We start from the raw sequence: 20,468 nt of genomic DNA on the forward strand, positions 1-20,468 counted from the left end.
GTTTTACCACTGGAAAGGCCCCGCCCCCACCGAGGTGGGAACGGGGCCTGTCAGTCACTCAGCTCAGCGGAAGTCGCTGCCGAGATCGTAGTCATCCAGCGGGATGGCGTGGAACTCGGGAGCTCCGTCGCCGCCCAGCGAGTCGTAGGAGAAGTCACTGAATGCGCTGGGGCCGGTGAACAGGTTGGCCTTTGCTTCTTCAGTGGGTTCCACGGTGACCTCGGTGTAGCGCGGGAGACCCGTGCCGGCCGGGATGAGCTTACCGATGATGACGTTTTCCTTGAGGCCGAGCAGCGGATCGCTCTTGCCTTCCATGGCCGCCTGCGTCAGGACGCGGGTGGTCTCCTGGAAGGAAGCTGCGGACAGCCAGGACTCGGTCGCCAGGGACGCCTTGGTGATGCCCATGAGCTCGGGACGCCCGGATGCCGGCGTCTTGCCCTCGGACACAACGCGGCGGTTGGCCTCTTCGAAACGGCTGCGTTCGGCGAGCTCGCCGGGCAGCAGGTCCGATTCGCCGGACTCGATGACCGTGACGCGGCGCAGCATCTGGCGGACGATAACCTCGACGTGCTTGTCGTGGATACCGATGCCCTGGCTGCGGTACACGCCCTGGACTTCGTCCACCAGGAACTTCTGCGCGGCACGGGGACCCATGATGCGCAGCACCTGCTTGGGGTCGACCGGGCCGTTGATGAGCTTCTGGCCAACGCTGACGTGATCGCCGTCTTCGATGAGAAGACGTGAACGGCGCAGCACCGGGTAGGCGATCTCTTCAGATCCGTCATCCGGGGTGATGACCAGGCGCATCTGGCGCTCGGACTCTTCGATGGTGATGCGGCCGGCTGCTTCAGCAATCGGTGCGACACCCTTCGGAGTACGGGCTTCGAAGAGCTCCTGGATACGGGGCAGACCCTGGGTGATGTCGTCGCCACCGCTGGCGGAAACAGCACCACCGGTGTGGAACGTACGCATGGTCAGCTGGGTACCCGGCTCACCGATGGACTGCGCGGCAATGATGCCCACGGCCTCACCGATGTCGACGGTCTTGCCAGTGGCCAGCGAACGGCCGTAGCACAGGGCGCAGGTGCCGACGCTGGACTCACAGGTGAGTACGGAGCGGACCTTGACCTCGGTGATGCCGGCTGCGAACAGTTCGGCAATGACGACGTCGCCGCAGTCGGTGCCGGCAGCTGCCAGAACCTTGCCCTTGGAGTCGACGACGTCGACGGCCAGGGTGCGGGCGTAGGCGCTGTTCTCGACGTTCTCGTCCAGGACGAGGACGCCGTTGGCGTCGGCCACCGCGATGGCGGTCATCAGGCCGCGCTCGGTACCGCAGTCCTCTTCGCGGACAATGACGTCCTGCGACACGTCCACCAGACGACGGGTCAGGTAACCCGAGTTGGCGGTACGCAGGGCGGTGTCAGCCAGACCCTTACGGGCACCGTGCGTGGCGATGAAGTATTCCAGCACCGAGAGGCCCTCGCGGTAGGAGGACTTGATCGGACGCGGGATGATTTCACCCTTAGGGTTGGCCACCAGGCCACGGATACCCGCGATCTGACGGACCTGCATCCAGTTACCACGTGCGCCCGAGGACACCATGCGGTTGATCGTGTTCATCGGGGACAGGCTGTCACGCATCGCCTGGGCGATCTCGTTCGTTGCCTTGTTCCAGATCTCGATCAGTTCCTGGCGACGCTCGTCGTCGTCGATCAGGCCCTTGTCGTACTGGCCCTGGATCTTGGCGGCCATGGTCTCGTAACCGGCGAGGATCCGCGGCTTGTCCGTGGGCACCTCGATGTCGGAGATGGCAACGGTCACGCCGGAGCGGGTGGCCCAGTAGAAACCGGCATCCTTCAGGTTGTCCAGCGTTGCCGCCGTGATCACCTTCGGGTAGCGCTCGGCGAGGTCGTTGACGATCCGGGACAGCTCGCCCTTGTCGGCAACATCCTCAACCCACGGGTAATCCGCGGGCAGCGTCTGGTTGAAGATGACCTGGCCGAGGGAGGTCTCGACCAGTGCCATCTGACCGGGCTCCCAGCCCTCCGGGGCTTCCCAGCCGGCGTAGGGCACGAAGCCCTCGAGCCGGATCTTGACCTTGGAGTTCAGGTGCAGCTCGTGAAGGTCGTAGGCCATGATGGCTTCCGCGACCGAGGAGAAGATCCGGCCTTCGCCAGCTGAACCGACACGCTTGGTGGTCAGGTGGTAGAGACCGATGATCATATCCTGCGACGGCAGGGTCACCGGGCGGCCGTCAGACGGCTTCAGGATGTTGTTCGAGGAGAGCATCAGGATGCGGGCCTCGGCCTGGGCCTCGGGGCTCAGCGGCAGGTGGACTGCCATCTGGTCGCCGTCGAAGTCGGCGTTGAAAGCGCCACAAACCAGCGGGTGCAGCTGGATTGCCTTGCCTTCAACAAGCTGCGGCTCGAACGCCTGGATACCGAGACGGTGCAGGGTAGGTGCACGGTTCAGCAGCACGGGGTGCTCGGTGATGATCTCTTCGAGGACGTCCCAGACCTGCGGACGGTAACGCTCCACCATGCGCTTGGCCGACTTGATGTTCTGGGCGTGGTTGAGGTCCACCAGGCGCTTCATCACGAACGGCTTGAAGAGCTCCAGGGCCATCTGCTTGGGCAGACCACACTGGTGCAGCTTCAGCTGCGGGCCGACGACGATGACCGAACGGCCGGAGTAGTCGACGCGCTTGCCGAGGAGGTTCTGGCGGAAACGGCCCTGCTTGCCCTTGAGCATGTCGCTCAGGGACTTCAGCGGACGGTTGCCCGGTCCGGTGACCGGACGGCCGCGGCGGCCGTTGTCGAAGAGGCTGTCAACAGCTTCCTGAAGCATGCGCTTCTCGTTGTTGACGATGATCTCCGGAGCACCGAGGTCAAGCAGGCGCTTGAGGCGGTTGTTGCGGTTGATCACGCGGCGGTAGAGGTCGTTGAGGTCGGAGGTCGCGAAGCGGCCACCGTCCAGCTGGACCATCGGGCGCAGTTCCGGCGGGATCACCGGGACGGCGTCCAGCACCATGCCGAGCGGGCTGTTGTTGGTCGTCAGGAACGCGTTGACCACCTTGAGCCGCTTCAGGGCACGGGTCTTGCGCTGGCCCTTGCCGTTGGCGATGATGTCGCGCAGCATGTCCGACTCGGCCTGCATGTCGAAGTTCTCAAGACGCTTCTTGATGGCCTCGGCACCCATGGAGCCTTCGAAGTACATGCCGTAGCGGTCGCGCAGTTCGCGGTACAGGCCTTCGTCACCTTCGAGGTCGGCGACCTTGAGGTTCTTGAAGCGGTCCCAGACCTGCTCGAGGCGCTCGATTTCGGCGTCGGCACGCTTGCGGACGTTCGCCATCTGGCGGTCAGCGGAGTCGCGGGCCTTCTTCTTGTCGGCAGCCTTCGCGCCTTCGCCTTCGAGACGGGCAAGCTCGTTCTCAAGGTCGCGGGCGATCGTGGCGATGTCCGAGTCGCGGTTGTCGATCAGCTGCTTCTTCTCGATGTCGTGCTCAACCTGGAGGTTGGGCAGTTCTTCGTGGCGGCTGTCGGCGTCGACGCTCGTGATCATGTAGGCGGCGAAGTAGATGACCTTTTCGAGGTCCTTCGGTGCCAGGTCAAGGAGGTAGCCCAGGCGGGAGGGAACACCCTTGAAGTACCAGATGTGCGTGACCGGGGCGGCGAGTTCGATGTGGCCCATGCGCTCACGGCGGACCTTCGCACGGGTGACCTCAACGCCACACCGCTCGCAGATGATGCCCTTGAAGCGCACGCGCTTGTACTTACCGCAGTAGCATTCCCAGTCGCGGGACGGGCCGAAGATCTTCTCGCAGAAGAGGCCGTCCTTCTCGGGCTTGAGCGTGCGGTAGTTGATGGTTTCCGGCTTCTTAACCTCGCCGTACGACCAGCCACGGATGTCTTCCGCGGTGGCGAGGCCGATCTGCATGAGGCCGAAGGAGGATTCGCTGGACATATGGTCCCTGTTCTCTCTTGTTCTCTAAATTCTGAAGTCTTGGGTTACGGGAAGAGGGAGGTGGCTTACGACGGCGAGTGCGAACCCGCCGTCGTAAACCCCCTGCTAAACCTCTTCTACGGAACTGGGCTCTGCACGAGACAGATCGATGCCCAGTTCTTCCGCAGCCGTGAAGACTGCGTCATCAGAGTCACGCATTTCAATTGTGGTTCCGTCCGTGGAAAGCACTTCCACGTTCAGGCACAGCGACTGCATTTCCTTGATCAAGACCTTGAAGGACTCAGGAACGCCCGGCTCGGGGATGTTCTCGCCCTTGACGATGGCTTCGTAGACCTTCACACGACCGTGGATATCATCCGACTTGATCGTCAGCAGTTCCTGGAGCGTGTACGCGGCGCCGTAAGCTTCGAGCGCCCACACTTCCATCTCACCGAAGCGCTGGCCACCGAACTGTGCCTTACCACCCAGCGGCTGCTGCGTGATCATGGAGTACGGGCCGGTGGAGCGGGCGTGGATCTTGTCGTCCACCAGGTGGTGGAGCTTCAGGATGTACATGTAGCCGACCGAGATCGGATCCGGGAACGGCTCGCCGGAGCGGCCGTCGAACAGACGGGTCTTGCCGGAAGAGTTGATCAGGCGGTCGCCGTCGCGGGTGACGTTGGTGGAATCGAGCAGGCCCGTGATTTCCTCTTCACGCGCACCGTCGAAGACCGGCGTCGCCACAGTGGTCTGGCCACTCTCGCGCGGCAGGTTCGGCAGCTGCTTGACCCACTCGGGCTCGCCCTCGATCTTCCAGCCGGTCTTGGCAACCCAGCCGAGGTGCGTTTCCAGCACCTGGCCGACGTTCATGCGGCCCGGAACACCCAGCGGGTTCAGGACGATATCAACGGGGGTGCCGTCGGCAAGGAAGGGCATGTCCTCGATCGGAAGGATCTTGGAGATAACACCCTTGTTGCCGTGGCGGCCGGCGAGCTTGTCGCCGTCGGTGATCTTGCGCTTGGCAGCGACGTAGACGCGCACCAGCTGGTTGACGCCCGGGGGCAGCTCGTCGTCGTTGTCGCGGTCGAAGACGCGGACACCGATCACGGTGCCGGACTCGCCGTGCGGCACCTTCAGGGAGGTGTCGCGCACTTCGCGGGACTTCTCACCGAAGATGGCGCGCAGCAGGCGCTCTTCCGGGGTCAGCTCGGTCTCGCCCTTGGGGGTGACCTTACCGACCAGGATGTCGCCGGCCTCAACCTCGGCACCGATGTGGATGATGCCGCGCTCGTCCAGGCCTGCCAGGACTTCCTCAGACACGTTCGGGATGTCACGGGTGATTTCCTCGGCACCAAGCTTGGTGTCGCGGGCATCGATCTCGTGCTCCTCGATGTGGATCGAGGACAGGACGTCCTCGGCCACGATGCGCTGGGAGAGGATGATGGCATCCTCGAAGTTGTGGCCTTCCCATGACATGAATGCCACGAGCAGGTTCTTACCGAGGGCGAGCTCGCCCTGGTCCGTTGCCGGGCCGTCAGCGATGATGCCGCCGACCTCCAGGCGCTGGCCTTCGCTTACCAGGACACGGTGGTTGTAGCAGTTGCCCTGGTTGGAACGGGCGAACTTGTTGATGCGGTAGTTGGTTTCCGTACCGTCGTCGTTGAGCATGATGACCAGCTCAGCGGAGACCTCGGTAACCACACCGGCCTTCTTGGCGATGACAACGTCACCGGCGTCGACGGCTGCGGCGCGCTCCATGCCGGTACCGACGAACGGTGCCTCGGAACGGACCAGCGGCACGGCCTGGCGCTGCATGTTGGCACCCATGAGTGCACGGTTGGCATCGTCATGCTCGAGGAACGGGATCAGAGCGGTAGCCACGGACACCATCTGGCGCGGGGAAACGTCCATGAACTCGACGTCGGCGGCGGGAACCAGCACAGGCTCGCCTCCACCACCGCGGGCACGGACCAGGACGGTCTCTTCCGCGAAACGCTTGTTCTCGTCGAGCGGTGCGTTGGCCTGTGCGATCAGGACCTCGGCTTCGTCGTCGGCCGTGAGGTACTTGACCTCATCGGAGACGACACCCTCGGCGACAAGGCGGTACGGGGTTTCGATGAAACCGAACGGGTTGATGCGTCCGTAGGAAGCCAGCGAACCGATCAGACCAATGTTCGGGCCTTCAGGAGTTTCGATCGGGCACATACGTCCGTAGTGGGACGGGTGCACGTCACGAACTTCCATGCCGGCACGGTCACGGGACAGACCACCCGGGCCAAGCGCGGACAGGCGGCGCTTGTGGGTCAGACCCGAGAGCGGGTTGTTCTGGTCCATGAACTGGGACAGCTGGGAAGTTCCGAAGAACTCCTTGATGGCTGCCACGACTGGACGGATGTTGATCAGGGTCTGCGGCGTGATGGCCTCGACGTCCTGGGTCGTCATGCGTTCGCGGACAACGCGCTCCATGCGGGACAGGCCGGTGCGGACCTGGTTCTCGATGAGCTCGCCGACGGCGCGGATGCGGCGGTTGCCGAAGTGGTCGATGTCATCGATCTCGACGCGGAGCTCGTGGTCCTGGCCGTCGCGCTTGCCCATGAGGGTCTTCTCGCCGGCGTGCAGCGCAACCAGGAACTTGATCATGGCCACGATGTCTTCAACGTGCAGGACCGAAGCTTCCTTGTCGCCAAGGGAGCGGTCGATGCCAAGCTTGCGGTTGATCTTGTAACGGCCGACCTTGGCCAGATCGTAGCGCTTGGAGTTGAAGTACAGGTTGTCCAGCAGGGACTGGGCAGCCTCAACCGTGGGCGGCTCGCCCGGTCGCAGCTTCCGGTAGATGTCCAGCAACGCGTCTTCGCGGGTCTCGGTGGCGTCCTTCTCCAGCGTGGCGCGCATGGAGTCGTACTGGCCGAATTCCTCGAGGATCTGGCCTTCGGTCCAGCCGAGGGCCTTCAGCAGCACGGTGACGGACTGCTTGCGCTTGCGGTCAAGACGGACGCCGACCTGGTCGCGCTTGTCGATTTCGAGCTCGAACCAGGCGCCGCGGGAGGGGATGATCTTCGCGGTGAAGATGTCCTTGTCGCTGGTCTTGTCGGCGGTGCGCTCAAAGTAGGCGCCCGGCGAGCGGACCAGCTGGGAGACGACGACACGCTCGGTGCCGTTGACGACGAAGGTGCCCTTCTCGGTCATCAGCGGGAAATCACCCATGAACACGGTCTGCTGCTTGATTTCGCCCGTGTTGTTGTTCATGAACTCGGCCTTGACGTACAGCGGAGCCGAGTATGTTGCGTCCCGGTCCTTGCACTCAGCCATGGTGTATTTGGGGTCAGCGAACTCCGGCTCGGAGAAGCTCAGGGACATGGTGCCCTGGAAGTCTTCGATCGGGGAGATCTCTTCGAAGATGTCGGACAGACCCGAGGAGGTGGCGACGCTGAGGTCGCCTTCTTCGACGGCCTTCGCAACGCGCGCCTGCCAGCGTTCGTTCCCGACCAGCCAGTCAAAGCTGTCGGTTTGCAGGGCGAGCAGATTCGGAACATCAAGGGGTTCGTGAATCTTTGCGAATGAGAGCCGGCGGGTTGCACCGTCGGTGCTGTCGGCATTGATAGCGGTAGCGTTGTTTACATTAGAGGTGCTCGAGGCGACCAAGAGGGATCCTTCCACAGACCTTCAGGCGTTGTCAGATCTCCCCCGTTATGCACTCTGCAGAATGACTCCGCAGCGCTACCAGTCCGGTTCCGCTATATGACCCGGGACCCGCGCTGTCCATAGCTGGTGCACGTGGTAGACGGCACATTGATGGAACAGCTGTCAGGCTAAGCCCACCGCTATATGAAGGCTGAAGGTAAACAGGGAAGACGCAAATATCTACGATACGGCAAAGCAACCTACTTGTCTACCCCACTTCCGGCGGGATTGCAAGCACGAAGTTTGGCGGAATTTCCCCGACTCTTCGCGGCGACGGTGTCCACCTTGCCGAATGGATAGGTGACGGGGCTCACGATAACGTAGACATAAGTCGAAAGTAGATCGGAAGAAAACACCATGAGCAATCCTGCCGACAACAACGATGTTGTCATTCTCGCCGCAGCCCGCACCCCCCAGGGGCGCCTGAACGGGCAGCTGGCCAGCTTCACCGCCGTCGAGCTCGGCACCCACGCCATCCGCGCGGCCCTGGCCGCCAGCGGCGTCAAGGCCGACCAGGTGGACAGCGTGATCATCGGCCAGGTCCTGCAGGCCGGCGCGGGCCAGAACCCTGCGCGCCAGAGCGCCATCGGCGCCGGCATCGGCTGGAACGTGCCGACGGTGACCATCAACAAGGTCTGCCTCTCGGGCCTCACCGCCGTGATCGACGCCGCCCGGATGATCCGCAGCGGCGACGCCACGGTGGTGGTCGCCGGCGGCCAGGAGTCCATGACCCGCGCACCTCACGTGCTGCCCGGTTCCCGGCAGGGCTGGGCGTACGGCACGGTCCAGGCCCTGGACGTGGCCGCGCACGACGGCCTGACCGACGCCTTCGACGGGCAATCCATGGGACTGTCGACCGAGAGCAAGAACCTGACCCTCGGCATTGACCGGGCCTCCCAGGACGAGGTGGCGGCCCAGTCGCACCAGCGTGCCGCCCGGGCCGCGAAGGACGGCGTCTTCGACGGCGAGATCGCCCCGATGAGCGTCAAGCAGCGCAAGGGCGATCCGATCGCCGTCACCTCCGACGAGGGCATCCGGCCCGACACGACCGTCGAGTCGCTGGCTGGCCTGCGCGCGGCGTTCGTCACGGACGGAACCATCACTGCCGGCAACTCCTCTCCCCTGTCCGACGGCGCTGCCGCCCTGGTGCTGAGCAGCCGGAAGTTCGCCGAGGACAACGGCCTCGAGTATCTCGCGGTGGTCGGCAAGCCGGGCCAGGTCGCCGGTCCGGACAACTCGTTGCATTCCCAGCCGTCGAACGCCATCAAGAACGCCCTGGACAAGGCCGGCTGGTCCGCCGCGGACCTCGACTTCATCGAAATCAACGAGGCTTTCGGTTCCGTCGCGGTGCAGTCCCTGAAGGACCTCAACTATCCGCTGGAGCAGTGCAACATCCATGGCGGAGCCATCGCCCTGGGCCACCCGATCGGGGCCTCCGGGGCCCGGCTGGCCCTGCACGCGGCCCACGAGCTCAAGCGCCGGGGTACCGGCAAGGCAGCCGTGTCCCTGTGCGGCGGCGGCGGCCAGGGCGAAGCGCTGCTGCTGTACCGCGACTAAGACCGGTAACCGGCGGGCCGGGCGGGCCCGGACCACAGGGCGGCCCGGCGGACCGGGAACAGCCGCCAGGAGTCAGGAAGGTTTGACGCGATGCCAGAGCAGAAAACAACCAGCGGCCGCGAACGGTTCCTCGCCGACGCCGCGGCGCGGGGGCTGAACGTGGAGATCGTCGAACGCCTCGCCGCCCGCAGCCTTGAGGAGGCGGCCGGTATCCTCGGGATCCGGCCCGCGGATATCGTGAAGTCGCTCGTGGTCAAGCACAAGGACGGCAGTTTCCTGTTCGCACTGGTCCCCGGAGACCGGCAGATTTCCTGGCCCAAGCTGCGGGCGCTGCTGGGCGTCAACAAGCTCTCGCTGCCGGCGGCGGATACGGCTTTCGAGGCCACCGGGTACGAGCGCGGGACCATCACGCCGCTCGGCAGCATCCGCCCCTGGCCCGTCTACGCCGACCAGACCATCACGGGCCGGCGGATCTCCATGGGCGCCGGGGAACATGGCTACAGCGCGTTCGTGGACGCGGATGCCCTGACGGCGGCGCTGGGCGCCGTCGTCGCCGACATCACTGAACCCAACTAGCGCGCCCGGGTTAACAACAACGCGGGGTCACTTGGAGCCCATCCGGACGGTCGGGATGGGCCGGAAGTGACCCCGCGTTGCTGTTTGACCGGGCGTCAGGCCGTAACCGTGAGGGGTGCCCCGTTGACGGTGAGGCGCCAGTTGGCCTGGCTGAACACGGCGACGTCCAAGGTCCCGCGGTCCACGACGTAGTCGATGATGCGCTGCCGGATCTCCTGCTGGCTGTTGGACAGCACGGGCGCGCTCTTCACGGCCGGGAAGTTGCCGCCCCCGCTCTGCCGGTAGTTGTTGATGGCCAGCGCGAATTCCTGCTCGAGCCGCAGCGGCTCGCCACCGTAGGTCAGCTTGACGATCCGGTCCCCTGCCGGCCGGGCGAGGTCGATCTCGTAGTTCAGCGGCGCGTCCAGGCCGTAGACAACGTCGTAGTTGTAGTCCGGCGTGCCGTTCGGTGCCGTGGCGGTCACGGCATTGGTGACGTCCTGGGCCCTGGCTGTGGTAGCGGTCACCGGTTTGAAGTACTGGGCGGACCACTCCAGGTATGCCTTGACCTGCGCGCCAGTGACCTTGACGGAGAGCAGCGTGTTGTCGAAGATGTACAGCCCTGCGACGTCGCGGATGGTGAGCGCCCCGGCCTTGACATCAACGGCGCGGGAGAAGGCCGCGGCAATGGACAGCACGGGCAGCCCGGCCGCGGGACCGTTGGCCAGCTCAGCCTTGATGGTGCTCGCCTGGACGTAGTTGATGGCGTCGATCGCTGCGGAGTCCTCCCAGCAGGCGGTGGCCGTGCTGAGCGGTGCCGTGGAGGTTCCGATGACCTCATTGACGTAGTTCACCGTGGCCTCATGCCCGGCCTGCACGGCCCGGACGACGGCGGGGTCCGGGTTCACCGTCTTGGCGTCCAGCAAGTGCGAATGCGCCGACGTCACGGCCCACCGCCCCTGCACCTTGGCGAGCTCGAGGTCCATGACAGATACCCGCATGCCCCACTTGAGCGGTTCGGTCAGGAGCACCTGCTTGCCGGTGGCCTTGTTGGTGATGAAACGCTCGGGGATCTCCAGGTGGGCGTGCCCGACCAGGATGGCGTCAATGCCGGGCACTTCCTCCGCCAGCTGGGTGGAGGCGTTCTCCGGGAACGGCAGGGCGTCGCCGTAGGAAGACCCCGGCGTCGCCCCGGAATGGCTCGTGACAATGACGATGTCCGCGCCGGCGGCCTTCACCTGCGGAATGACAGCTTTGGCCTCTTCGACGATGCCGTTGAAATCGAGCCTGCCTTGGACGTTGTCGCGGTCCCAGAGGGCGCAGCCTGGCGTCACGAACCCGACCAGGCCCACCGTCACCCAGCCGTTGTCCGTCTTGACCCGCTTCAGGACGTACGGCGTGAAGGCGCGCTGGCCCGAGACGGCGTCGTGCACGTTGGCGCCCAGGAGCGGAAAGTCCAGCTGCTTCTCCCAGGTGCGCAGCAGTGGAATGCCGTAGTTGAACTCGTGGTTTCCCAGCCCCGCGGCGTCATAGCCGATCGCGTTCATGGCCAGCGCCATGGGGTGTTTCACGGTGGCCGAGATGGGCTGGATTTTGGCGAAGTAGTAGGCCAGGGGCGTGCCCTGGATGGTGTCCCCGGCGTCGATGGTCAAGGTGTTCGCCGCTCCGCGCTCGGCCCGCATTGCGTTGATCAGGGTGGCAGCCTGGGCAATCCCGATCTTGTTCCCGACGGCATCGGCATAGGGCACGTTCTTGAAGTAGTCCCAGTTGAAGACGTTGTTGTGCAGATCTGTGGTGCCGAGCACGGTCAGCGTGAAGTGCTTCTTGCCGTCCGGCCCGCCCGTGGCCGCCCGTTCGCCAGCGGCTTGGGCTGCGGGGGCTCCCGCCAGTGCGGCTGCGGCGGCGCTGCCGCCGACGAGGGCGGCTGTGAGCATCGCGCGGCGGGAGGGTGCATCGTGTGGGTTCGGCATGGTGGGTGAACTCCTGAACGTAGGGGCCGGTGGGCACAAATCCACAGTCTAGGGGCGGCTTTACAACTGCGACAGGGGTATCAGACAAACTTTGCCAAATCCTTGGACGCCGTTCATCCCGGGCGACGGGAGCGCTCCAGCCAGCGTGGAGTCCGGTCCGGAAACGCAGGAAACCCCGCCCACTGAGTGGACGGGGTTTCCTTTGAGCAGTGCGGACCGCGATGGATCCGGACGGCGGGTGTTACTTGAGGGTAACGCGGGCGCCAGCTTCTTCGAGCTGAGCCTTTGCCTTCTCGGCAGCTTCCTTGGTGGCGCCTTCGAGAACAGCCTTGGGTGCGCTGTCAACCAGGTCCTTGGCTTCCTTGAGGCCCAGGGAGGTGATGGCGCGAACTTCCTTGATCACTGCGATCTTCTTGTCGCCAGCAGCTTCGAGGATGACGTCGAAGTCAGTCTTCTCTTCGGCTTCTTCTGCAGCAGCGGCGGGGCCGGCAACGGCAACGGCAGCAGCAGTAACTTCGAAGGTCTCTTCGAAGAGCTTGACGAACTCGGAGAGCTCGATGATGGTCAGTTCCTTGAAAGCTTCAATGAGCTCTTCGTTGGTGAGCTTCGCCATGGTGTGGCGTCCTTCCTATAGTGGTGCGCGGCGGCCCTGAGGCTCGCTGTCGCACCGGAGTCTTATGGAGAAGAGGACTAGTTCTCTTCGGGGGCTGCGGCTTCGGCCGGTGCTTCGGCCTCGGCTGCTGCATCTGCTGCGGGAGCTTCTTCAGCGGCGGGTGCTTCGGCTGCTGCCGGTGCACCGTTCTCTTCTTCAAGCTTGAGGCGCAGTGCGTCGATGATGCGTACAGCGGCGGCAGCAGGAGCCTTGAGGATCCCTGCAACCTTGGCGAGCTGCAGCTCACGGGACTCGAGTGCTGCCAGGGCAGCAACTTCGCTGGCGTTCAGTGCCTTGCCCTCGAAGTAACCGGTCTTGATGACCAGCTGCTTGTTGGCCTTGGCAAAATCCGTCAGGCTCTTGGCAGCTGCAACTGCGTCACCCTTGATGAACGCGATTGCAGTGGGGCCGGCGAGCTGACCGTCGAATGCTTCGACACCAGCTTCCTTGGCTGCAATGGCGGTCAGGGTGTTCTTGACGACCGAGAACTTGGTTTCCTGGCCGAGAGAGACACGCAGCTGCTTGAGCTGTGCAACGGTGAGCCCGCGGTATTCGGTCAGGACAGCGGCGTTCGATTCCTTGAAATCGTTAGTGATCTCAGCTACTGCTGAAACCTTGCTAGGCGTTGCCATAACCCTCCTTCCGGGGATAGTGCCGGTATGTCCGGGTCCCCGCTCAAAAGAGCTAAAAACTAAAAAACGCCCCGCGCAGATGCACGGGGCTTGTCTCGACGCGGTCCATGACCGCGGAGCTTTGCTTCGTTCACCTGCGCCGGCCGCCCTATGTTCAGGGTCCTTCGTCCGGAAATCCACTGCGCTCTCCCGGCGCGACTGCAGAAGTGAGTCTTGCTTGGGAGAGTGGATTTCCAACAACCGACGGTCTTTGGTCCTCCAAGCTTACGGGACACGGCGCGCGTGTTCCAAATCGGGCCCGGCGGGCAGTGCTGGGTGAACAGCCCTCAGCTGACAGCCGGTCCGAAGTTGGGGAGTTCTTTTTGCCAGAGACCCGTCACGCCCGCTGTCGTGAAGCCCAGCTGCTGGTTGACCTTCAGGAGGTAGCGGTTCTCCGGGGCGTTCCACGTGTACAGGACCCGGGCGTCCGGGAACTGTTCGCTGAGCCGTTCCATATTGGCGACCTTGATCAGCAGCCCGAGCTTGTTGCCGCGGTGTTCCTGCAGCACCACCGTGTCGTCCTGGAAGACGACGTCCGGGCGCAGGGCCAGGACACTGATGGTGGTCAGGCCCACGAGCGTTCCGCTGGCGATGTGCTCGACGGCGGTGACCACCGTCCGGCGGCCCTGGGCTATGGTGACTTCCTCCGCTTCCCGGAGGATGCCGCCGTCGAACACCATTTCCTGGGCATCCGGCCCCGGCACTTCGTCCTCGCCTGCCTGGTTTTCCAGCGCGGCGACGGCCTCGAGCCACTGGTCAGGACACCGGTCCGTCCAGTGGTGCAGACGGTAGCGGCCGGCATTGGCTTCCTCGGCCTCGGCCTCGAGGTCGGCGACGAGCTTGGTGTCCAGCGGCAACGCGCAGGAGCTGAACTGCTCGATGTGCTGCAGGGTGTAGCCGGTGTGGCGGGCAAATTCCACGTCACGGCTGCCCAGCGGGACGAACCCGACACCGCTGCCGGGCACGAGCTGTTCGGCCTCCGGGTCCGTCAGGGTTGATCCCGGGTGGTTGGTGTCGATCAGGATCGTGTGGCGGCCCTCGTCCCGGGCGAAATGTTCGGCGGCCGCCAGCAGCTGCCTCCCCACGCCCTGGCGCCGGAATTCCGGCAGGATGTCGAGGGTGAATTCGGCGAGATCGAGGTTGTCCACGAGCGGCAGGGCGATGTCCGCCGTCCCGACAATCACGCCGTCGATCTTGGCGACGAGGATCACCTGGCGTTCGTAGGGGTCCGCCATCTCAAGCAGCTTTTCCTGCGGCGCGTAGGCGAGGTCGTCGGTGCCCCAGGTCTGCATCCGGACCCTGCGCCCCACCTCGATGGCGGCGAGAAAGTCGGCGGCATCGGGCGCGTCAAGGGAATCGGGGATCCACAGCTGCTCAATCCGTACATCGTTTGCCATAGAGGGCATCTTCCCAGCCGTTGTGCCACCCACCATCGGTACGGCCCGGCTCAAACCGGGCTTTCAACCGCCAGCATATGCTGGTTTGGGCCGCTGTTCCATTGGTGACGCAGGGCAGTTTCCGCTCCAGTCTGCGCCCGGCAGCTTCCGCCCCAGCCGGCGCCTGGTCAGTTCCGGATCTCATTGCCGGTGGCTGCGTCCGCGGCGGCAGCGGTCCGCTGCCATTCGCCGTCGTAGCCCGCCGGCTTGAAGCCCAACGCGATGTTGATGCCGAGCATATGGTCGTTTTCGGCGGCGTTGTACGTCAGGACGCGCCGGACCGCTGGGTAGGACTCCCCCAGCAGGCGCAGGTTGCGGATCTTGATGAGCATGCCAAGCCGGTGGCCGCGGTGGCCCACAGCGACGAGGGTATCGTCCTGGTTGGCCAGCCAGGGCTTGTCGGCTGTTGTCTGCAGGACGGTATAGGCGGCCAGTTCGCCGCTGGCCCGGTGCCGTGCCGCCACCACGAGGGAGGACTGGCCGGCGCGCCGCCAGGTGTCCTCGACGTGGCGGACCCGGGCGACGTCCCAGATTTCCGGCTCGTAACTCAGCGCACCGGAGGGGGCGTCGGTGCTCATGCGGGACATGAGCACCGCGAGCTGGGCGGCATGTTCCTCCGGGCAGGAATCGGTCCAGTGCAGCAGCTCATAGTCCCCCGCGCGGGCCAGGGCGTCCCGTTCCAGGGCGTCGAGGTCCGCGGCAGGCGGGACGTCGAGCGAACTGAACCGTTCGACCTGCTCCAGGCGGTAGCCGGCTCTTCCGGCGAAACGGACGCCCGGCGCGCCGGCGGGCAGCGCTCCGGTCCCCGTGGCGGGCTTGATGAGGTTGGTGCCAGCGACGTCGAAATCGGCCGGGTGCTCGGTGAAGGTCTGCAGGATGGTCCTCCCGTCGGCGGCGGCCAGGGCCTCGGCGTGCTCCAGCAGTGCCCGGCCGATCCCCCGCCCGGCGAAGGCATCCAGGACGCTCACGTGCAGCAGCGCACTGCCCAGATTCTCCCGCAGTTCACAGCGGACCCAGGAGTTGGCCGCCATGCGCCCGTCGACGCGGACGAAGAAGAGCCGCAGCCGGGTGTACGCCGTGTCCCGCCAGTACTGCAGGCGGGCCGCCGCGGACGATGCCCGGTCCAGGTTGCCCCAAGTCTGCAGGATGAGCTCATCACAGAGTTCCATGAATTCGAGGAACTCTGCCGTATCAGCGGCATCGGTGTCGGCAGCGTCAAGGCTGGCGGGCAGGGAGAGTTCCTCGATGAGGTACGACGGCGTAGTCACCGGGACAGCCTAACCGGCAAGTCCGGCGGCACCAAGGGTCCCGGATGCCAAACGTTTCGCACGCCACGGGGTCCCGGCGCAGGACGGCAAAAGGCCGCCCCGCAGTTGCGGGACGGCCTTTGGCTGGAACCGGCGACGTCAGCGAAGCCGCAGTTCCGTGGATCCGGTGAGGACTAGACCTCGGTCAGGACCTTGGTGACGTTGGGGTCAACCGAGATGCCCGGGCCGAACGTGGTGGCCACGGTGGCCTTCTGGATGTAGCGGCCCTTGGAAGCGGACGGCTTGAGGCGGAGGACCTCTTCCAGTGCGGCTGCGTAGTTCTCGGCCAGCTTGATGGCGTCGAACGAAACCTTGCCGATGATGAAGTGCAGGTTCGAGTGCTTGTCGACGCGGAAGTCGATCTTGCCGCCCTTGATGTCGTTGACGGCCTTGGCGACGTCAGCGGTCACGGTGCCGGTCTTCGGGTTCGGCATCAGGTTACGCGGACCCAGGACCTTACCGAGGCGGCCAACCTTGCCCATGAGGTCAGGGGTGGCGACGGCGGCGTCGAAGTCGGTCCAGCCGCCGGCGATCTTTTCGATCAGGTCATCGGAACCAACGAAGTCGGCGCCGGCCGCGATTGCGGCCTCAGCCTTGTCGCCCGTTGCGAAGACGAGGACGCGGGCGACCTTACCGGTGCCGTGCGGCAGGTTGACGGTGCCGCGGACCATCTGGTCGGCCTTACGCGGGTCAACGCCGAGGCGGAAAGCGACCTCAACGGTGGCGTCGAACTTGGACGGGTTGGTGTCCTTGGCGAGCGTCACTGCCTCGAACGGCGCGTAGAACTTCTCCGCGTCGATCTTGGCCGCGGCTGCCTCATATGCTTTGCTGCGCTTTGCCATGCTGCTTATTTCTCCTTGTGCAGTTGTGGTCTGCGGACCGCGCTGGGCCCTGCCACAGGCGGCATTCCGGCTGGTGTATCCGTTCCGGAATTCCGCTCTTCATTGTTTAGGTGGTGCCGGCTGGCCGGCGGTGCTGACGGCGTCGTGACCGGTTTCCCGATCCCGGCGCATCAGCGGTGGGGCATTAACCCTCGACGGTGATACCCATGGAGCGGGCGGTGCCGGCGATGATCTTCGCTGCGCCTTCGAGGCTGGTGGCGTTGAGGTCTTCCATCTTGGTGGTGGCGATCTCGTTGACCTGGGCCTGGGTCAGCTTGGCAACCTTGACGGTGTGCGGGGTAGCCGAACCCTTGGCGACGCCTGCAGCCTTTTTGATGAGCTCTGCAGCCGGCGGGGTCTTGGTGATGAACGTGAAGGAACGGTCCTCGTAGACCGTGATTTCCACGGGGATAACGTTGCCGCGCTGGGCTTCCGTCGCAGCGTTGTACGCCTTGCAGAATTCCATGATGTTGACACCGTGCTGGCCGAGCGCAGGACCGATCGGCGGGGCCGGGTTAGCGGCACCTGCCTGGATCTGCAGCTTGATGAGGCCGGTGACCTTCTTCTTGGGAGCCAATGTAGGTCCTTCTCTCAAATACGTCCTGGGGCACAGGAGCGTGCCTCAGGTTGGTGGCCGCCATGGCAAGGCGGCCGGCCGCTCCGTGGCTGCTAAGCGGGCAGCCCGGGGCGAATTCTTAGGGAAAAGCTAGATCTTGCTGACCTGGTTGAACGCCAGGGTGACCGGAGTCTCGCGCTCGAAGATGGACACCAGCACCACGAGGGTCTGGGAATCGATCTTGATCTCGGAGATCGTGGCGGGGAGGGTCTCGAACGGGCCTTCCTTGACGATGACCGACTCGCCAACCTCGAAGTCGACGTCGACCTGGGCGGCGGCGTGCTTGACCGGCTTGCCCTTCTCGGCCTGCTCTTCTTCGAAGACCGGCGCGAGCATGGAGAAGACCTCATCGAGGCGCAGCGGGACCGGGTTGTGGGCGTTGCCCACGAAGCCGGTGACACCGGGGGTGTGGCGGACGGCACCCCAGGAAGCGTCGGTCAGGTCCATGCGGACCAGGACATAACCGGGGATGCGGACACGGTTGATGACCTTGCGCTGGGCGTTCTTGATCTCAACGACTTCCTCCATCGGAACCTGGATTTCGAAGATGTAATCTTCCATGTCCAGGGTCTGGATGCGGGTCTCAAGGTTGGCCTTGACGCGGTTCTCGTAGCCTGCGTAGGAGTGAATGACGTACCAGTCACCCTCCTGGCGGCGCAGCTTGGCTTTGAACTCGTCCGCGGGGTCGACGTCGGCCTTGGCGGCCGCCGCTGCCAGCACGTCGGCGTCAGCCTCATCAGCGTCGGTGTCGTCGGCCTCATCAGCGTCGGTGTCGTCGGCGTCGGCTGCAACTGCTGCCTCTGCGTCGTCTGCCGCTTCTGTTTCCGTGGCTACGGCCTCGTCAGTGACGTCGGATTCGGGCGCAGCAGACACAGCCTCGGACTCTTCCGCGGCTTCCACCGCGGCGTCCTGGCTCTTATCCAGCTCAGTCTCAGTTACCTCGAGCTCCTGCTCAGACACTTGGTCTCCTGCTTCCTCATTGCCTAACATGCCTATTTAAATGACTCAATTCCGCACACCCCGCGGAATCTCCGGTTTCCCGGGGCATCCACGCAGTCTGCGGACCGGTCGCCTTAGCTGTCCGTGGGGCCGCTGCCGCCGAAGACCCAGCTGACCGCGGTCCCAAAGGCCAGGTCCAGCAAGGTGACGATCACCATCATGATGGTCACGAACACCAGTACCACGAGTGTGTAGTTGATCAGTTCTTTACGGGTCGGTGCGACGACCTTCTTCAGTTCGCCAATGACCTGGCGGATGAAGATCGCGATACGAGCGAAGAAGCCGGGCTTGGCGGCATTCTTGGCGGGGCGGCCTTTGGAGCTGCTGGCAGCTGTTTCGGTCACCTGGTCCTCACTCATCCTCGCAATGATCGGATACCCGGCTCTGAACTGAACCATGGTTGCTGCGCTGGTTCCGGATAATCCGGAACAGCATGCGCAGGGCAGACAGGACTCGAACCTGCAACCTGCGGTTTTGGAGACCGCTGCGCTACCAATTGCGCCACTACCCTTCGGGGAGAAAAACCGCTCCGGCCGATGCGTCCCACAGGCTTCCCTGAGGCGCAGGCCATCATCGTGTTTTCAACACCGGAGAACCAGTCTACGCAACAACTGCGTCTACGTCGAACCGGCCCTCTTCGGACCCCTGCGTGCCTGCGAAAACCAACTGACAGCCGTCAGTCACATTCGGGTTCAGGCACCCCGGGGGATCCGCTGAACAGCATAGAGTAGATTTCGTCGAATCCCATATCCAGCCTTCCAGCTGCAAGCGAAGAACGGACCCGCCCATGTCTGCTGCCCGCATTTCCCAGCGCATTTCCGCCATAGCCGAATCCGCCACTCTGGCCGTCGATGCCAAGGCGAAGGCGCTGAAGGCAGCCGGCCGTCCGGTCATTGGCTTCGGAGCCGGGGAACCCGACTTCCCGACCCCCGGCTACATTGTGCAGGCCGCCATCGAGGCCGCCAGCCAGCCGAAATACCACCGCTACTCCCCCGCCGGCGGGCTCCCCGAACTGAAGCAGGCCATCGCGGACAAGACCTTCCGGGATTCCGGCTACCAGGCGGCGGCGTCCCAGGTGCTGGTGACCAACGGCGGCAAGCAGGCCGTCTACAACACCTTCGCCACCCTGCTGGATCCGGGCGACGAGGTCATTGTTCCGACCCCGTTTTGGACCACATACCCGGAGGCCATCCGGCTGGGCGGCGGCGTGCCGGTAGAGGTGTTCGCGGGCCCGGAGCAGGGCTACCTGGTCACCGTGGACCAGCTGGAAGCGGCCCTCACCGAGCGCACCAAGATCCTGCTCTTCGTCTCCCCTTCCAACCCCACCGGCGCCGTGTACTCGCCGGAGCAGGTCAAGGAGATCGGCCAGTGGGCAGCGTCCAAGGGCCTGTGGGTTGTCACCGACGAGATCTACGAACACCTGACCTACGACGGCGTGCCGTTCACCTCGATCGCCACCGCGGTGCCCGAGCTCGGCGACAAGGTGGTCATCCTCAACGGCGTGGCGAAGACCTATGCCATGACCGGCTGGCGTGTGGGCTGGATGATCGGGCCCGCGGACGTCATCAAGGCCGCCACCAACCTGCAGTCGCACGCGACGTCGAACGTCTCCAACATCCCCCAGGTCGCCGCCCTCGCGGCCGTGTCCGGGCCGCTGACCGCCGTCGATGAGATGAAGGTAGCATTTGACCGCCGCCGCAAGGCGATCGTCGCGGGCCTGAACGCGATTGACGGCGTTGACTGCCCGACGCCGAAGGGCGCGTTCTACGTGTACGCGGACGTCCGCGCGCTGCTGGGCAAGGAGTTCCCGTCTGCGAACGGCCCGGTGCGGCCGGCCACCTCTGCCGAACTCGCGGCGCTGATCCTGGACGAGGTCGAGGTGGCCGTGGTTCCCGGCGAGGCGTTCGGCCCGTCCGGCTACCTGCGCCTGTCCTATGCACTCGGCGACGACGACCTGGCCACGGGCGTAGCCCGCCTGCAGGACTTCCTCGGCAAGGCCAACTAACACGTCACAAACCCCGATGCGCTATCACTTCGGGTCCTTATTCCAGTGTGTGCTGTCTCACCTCATCGTTGACACTTCATGTCTCAACTGATCGTGGACGGTTCATGTCTCAGGACTTCGTGGACGGTTGCCTGCCCGTGCCGTTGAGGCCGATGTAGACGGTTCCTTTGGGCGGGCGCGGGTGGCTGATGATTTC

General features: G+C 64.6%; 14 protein-coding genes and 1 tRNA gene. 3 read left to right on the forward strand and 12 right to left on the reverse strand.

Annotated elements, in window-relative coordinates; genetic code table 11:
* Positions 1 to 63 precede the first annotated feature (63 nt).
* On the reverse strand, positions 64 to 3,963 hold the full coding sequence (locus AC1DN2_RS18635) for a DNA-directed RNA polymerase subunit beta' (RefSeq protein ID WP_223913813.1): 3,900 nt from the start codon (positions 3,961 to 3,963) through the stop codon (positions 64 to 66).
* A gap of 105 nt (positions 3,964 to 4,068) precedes the next feature.
* Positions 4,069 to 7,584 (reverse strand): DNA-directed RNA polymerase subunit beta, encoded by a 3,516-nt coding sequence (rpoB, locus tag AC1DN2_RS18640; protein WP_028275121.1) that lies wholly within the window; start codon positions 7,582 to 7,584, stop codon positions 4,069 to 4,071.
* A gap of 396 nt (positions 7,585 to 7,980) precedes the next feature.
* Here rpoB and AC1DN2_RS18645 point away from each other — a divergent pair, with 396 nt between their 5' ends.
* Together AC1DN2_RS18645 and AC1DN2_RS18650 are read left to right on the forward strand one after the other, a co-directional pair.
* Positions 7,981 to 9,180 (forward strand): acetyl-CoA C-acetyltransferase, encoded by a 1,200-nt coding sequence (locus AC1DN2_RS18645; RefSeq protein ID WP_459385405.1) that lies wholly within the window; start codon positions 7,981 to 7,983, stop codon positions 9,178 to 9,180.
* A 90-nt stretch (positions 9,181 to 9,270) separates the two neighbouring features.
* Positions 9,271 to 9,756: an aminoacyl-tRNA deacylase gene (locus AC1DN2_RS18650; RefSeq protein ID WP_476851485.1), complete on the forward strand. Its 486-nt coding sequence runs from the start codon at positions 9,271 to 9,273 to the stop codon at positions 9,754 to 9,756.
* Positions 9,757 to 9,851: 95 nt separating this feature from the next.
* Here the strand turns inward: AC1DN2_RS18650 and AC1DN2_RS18655 are convergent, their stop codons facing one another.
* The 10 genes from AC1DN2_RS18655 to AC1DN2_RS18700 form a co-directional block, all read right to left on the reverse strand.
* Positions 9,852 to 11,705 (reverse strand): bifunctional metallophosphatase/5'-nucleotidase, encoded by a 1,854-nt coding sequence (locus AC1DN2_RS18655; RefSeq protein ID WP_476851486.1) that lies wholly within the window; start codon positions 11,703 to 11,705, stop codon positions 9,852 to 9,854.
* A 241-nt stretch (positions 11,706 to 11,946) separates the two neighbouring features.
* Complete coding sequence (gene rplL / locus AC1DN2_RS18660; RefSeq protein WP_028276543.1) at positions 11,947 to 12,318, reverse strand: 50S ribosomal protein L7/L12; 372 nt, start codon at positions 12,316 to 12,318, stop codon at positions 11,947 to 11,949.
* Positions 12,319 to 12,395: 77 nt separating this feature from the next.
* Positions 12,396 to 12,989, reverse strand: coding sequence for a 50S ribosomal protein L10 (gene rplJ, locus AC1DN2_RS18665; RefSeq protein ID WP_028276542.1), 594 nt, complete (start codon positions 12,987 to 12,989; stop codon positions 12,396 to 12,398).
* Between the two features lie 326 nt (positions 12,990 to 13,315).
* A complete protein-coding gene (locus AC1DN2_RS18670; RefSeq protein WP_028276541.1) occupies positions 13,316 to 14,425 on the reverse strand; it encodes a GNAT family N-acetyltransferase in 1,110 nt (369 codons plus the stop codon).
* Positions 14,426 to 14,592: 167 nt separating this feature from the next.
* Positions 14,593 to 15,732: a GNAT family N-acetyltransferase gene (locus tag AC1DN2_RS18675; RefSeq protein WP_476851487.1), complete on the reverse strand. Its 1,140-nt coding sequence runs from the start codon at positions 15,730 to 15,732 to the stop codon at positions 14,593 to 14,595.
* 173 nt (positions 15,733 to 15,905) lie between these two features.
* Positions 15,906 to 16,613, reverse strand: a complete 708-nt coding sequence (gene rplA, locus AC1DN2_RS18680; RefSeq protein WP_018773648.1) for a 50S ribosomal protein L1 — start codon at positions 16,611 to 16,613, stop codon at positions 15,906 to 15,908.
* A 184-nt stretch (positions 16,614 to 16,797) separates the two neighbouring features.
* On the reverse strand, positions 16,798 to 17,229 hold the full coding sequence (gene rplK / locus AC1DN2_RS18685; protein WP_018773647.1) for a 50S ribosomal protein L11: 432 nt from the start codon (positions 17,227 to 17,229) through the stop codon (positions 16,798 to 16,800).
* A 129-nt stretch (positions 17,230 to 17,358) separates the two neighbouring features.
* A complete protein-coding gene (gene nusG / locus AC1DN2_RS18690; protein ID WP_476851488.1) occupies positions 17,359 to 18,228 on the reverse strand; it encodes a transcription termination/antitermination protein NusG in 870 nt (289 codons plus the stop codon).
* 113 nt (positions 18,229 to 18,341) lie between these two features.
* Positions 18,342 to 18,626, reverse strand: a complete 285-nt coding sequence (secE, locus tag AC1DN2_RS18695; RefSeq protein ID WP_028276538.1) for a preprotein translocase subunit SecE — start codon at positions 18,624 to 18,626, stop codon at positions 18,342 to 18,344.
* A gap of 79 nt (positions 18,627 to 18,705) precedes the next feature.
* Positions 18,706 to 18,778 (reverse strand) — tRNA-Trp (locus AC1DN2_RS18700).
* Positions 18,779 to 19,054: 276 nt separating this feature from the next.
* Here AC1DN2_RS18700 and AC1DN2_RS18705 point away from each other — a divergent pair.
* Positions 19,055 to 20,272 carry a pyridoxal phosphate-dependent aminotransferase gene (locus AC1DN2_RS18705; protein ID WP_230008956.1) on the forward strand — a complete coding sequence of 406 codons (1,218 nt, stop codon included), beginning with the start codon at positions 19,055 to 19,057 and terminating at the stop codon, positions 20,270 to 20,272.
* Positions 20,273 to 20,468 lie beyond the last annotated feature (196 nt).

The organism is Arthrobacter sp. 01L42 (assembly GCF_056400005.1).

Bases quoted from the DNA above. Each gene is read 5' to 3' on its own strand.
- AC1DN2_RS18635 (WP_223913813.1), bottom strand. From the start codon at position 3,963: ATGTCCAGCGAATCCTCCTTCGGCCTCATGCAGATCGGCCTCGCCACC.
- AC1DN2_RS18645 (WP_459385405.1), top strand. From the start codon at position 7,981: ATGAGCAATCCTGCCGACAACAACGATGTTGTCATTCTCGCCGCAGCC.
- AC1DN2_RS18650 (WP_476851485.1), top strand. From the start codon at position 9,271: ATGCCAGAGCAGAAAACAACCAGCGGCCGCGAACGGTTCCTCGCCGAC.
- AC1DN2_RS18655 (WP_476851486.1), bottom strand. From the start codon at position 11,705: ATGCCGAACCCACACGATGCACCCTCCCGCCGCGCGATGCTCACAGCC.
- rplL (WP_028276543.1), bottom strand. From the start codon at position 12,318: ATGGCGAAGCTCACCAACGAAGAGCTCATTGAAGCTTTCAAGGAACTG.
- rplJ (WP_028276542.1), bottom strand. From the start codon at position 12,989: ATGGCAACGCCTAGCAAGGTTTCAGCAGTAGCTGAGATCACTAACGAT.
- AC1DN2_RS18670 (WP_028276541.1), bottom strand. From the start codon at position 14,425: ATGGCAAACGATGTACGGATTGAGCAGCTGTGGATCCCCGATTCCCTT.
- rplA (WP_018773648.1), bottom strand. From the start codon at position 16,613: ATGGCAAAGCGCAGCAAAGCATATGAGGCAGCCGCGGCCAAGATCGAC.
- secE (WP_028276538.1), bottom strand. From the start codon at position 18,626: ATGAGTGAGGACCAGGTGACCGAAACAGCTGCCAGCAGCTCCAAAGGC.
- AC1DN2_RS18705 (WP_230008956.1), top strand. From the start codon at position 19,055: ATGTCTGCTGCCCGCATTTCCCAGCGCATTTCCGCCATAGCCGAATCC.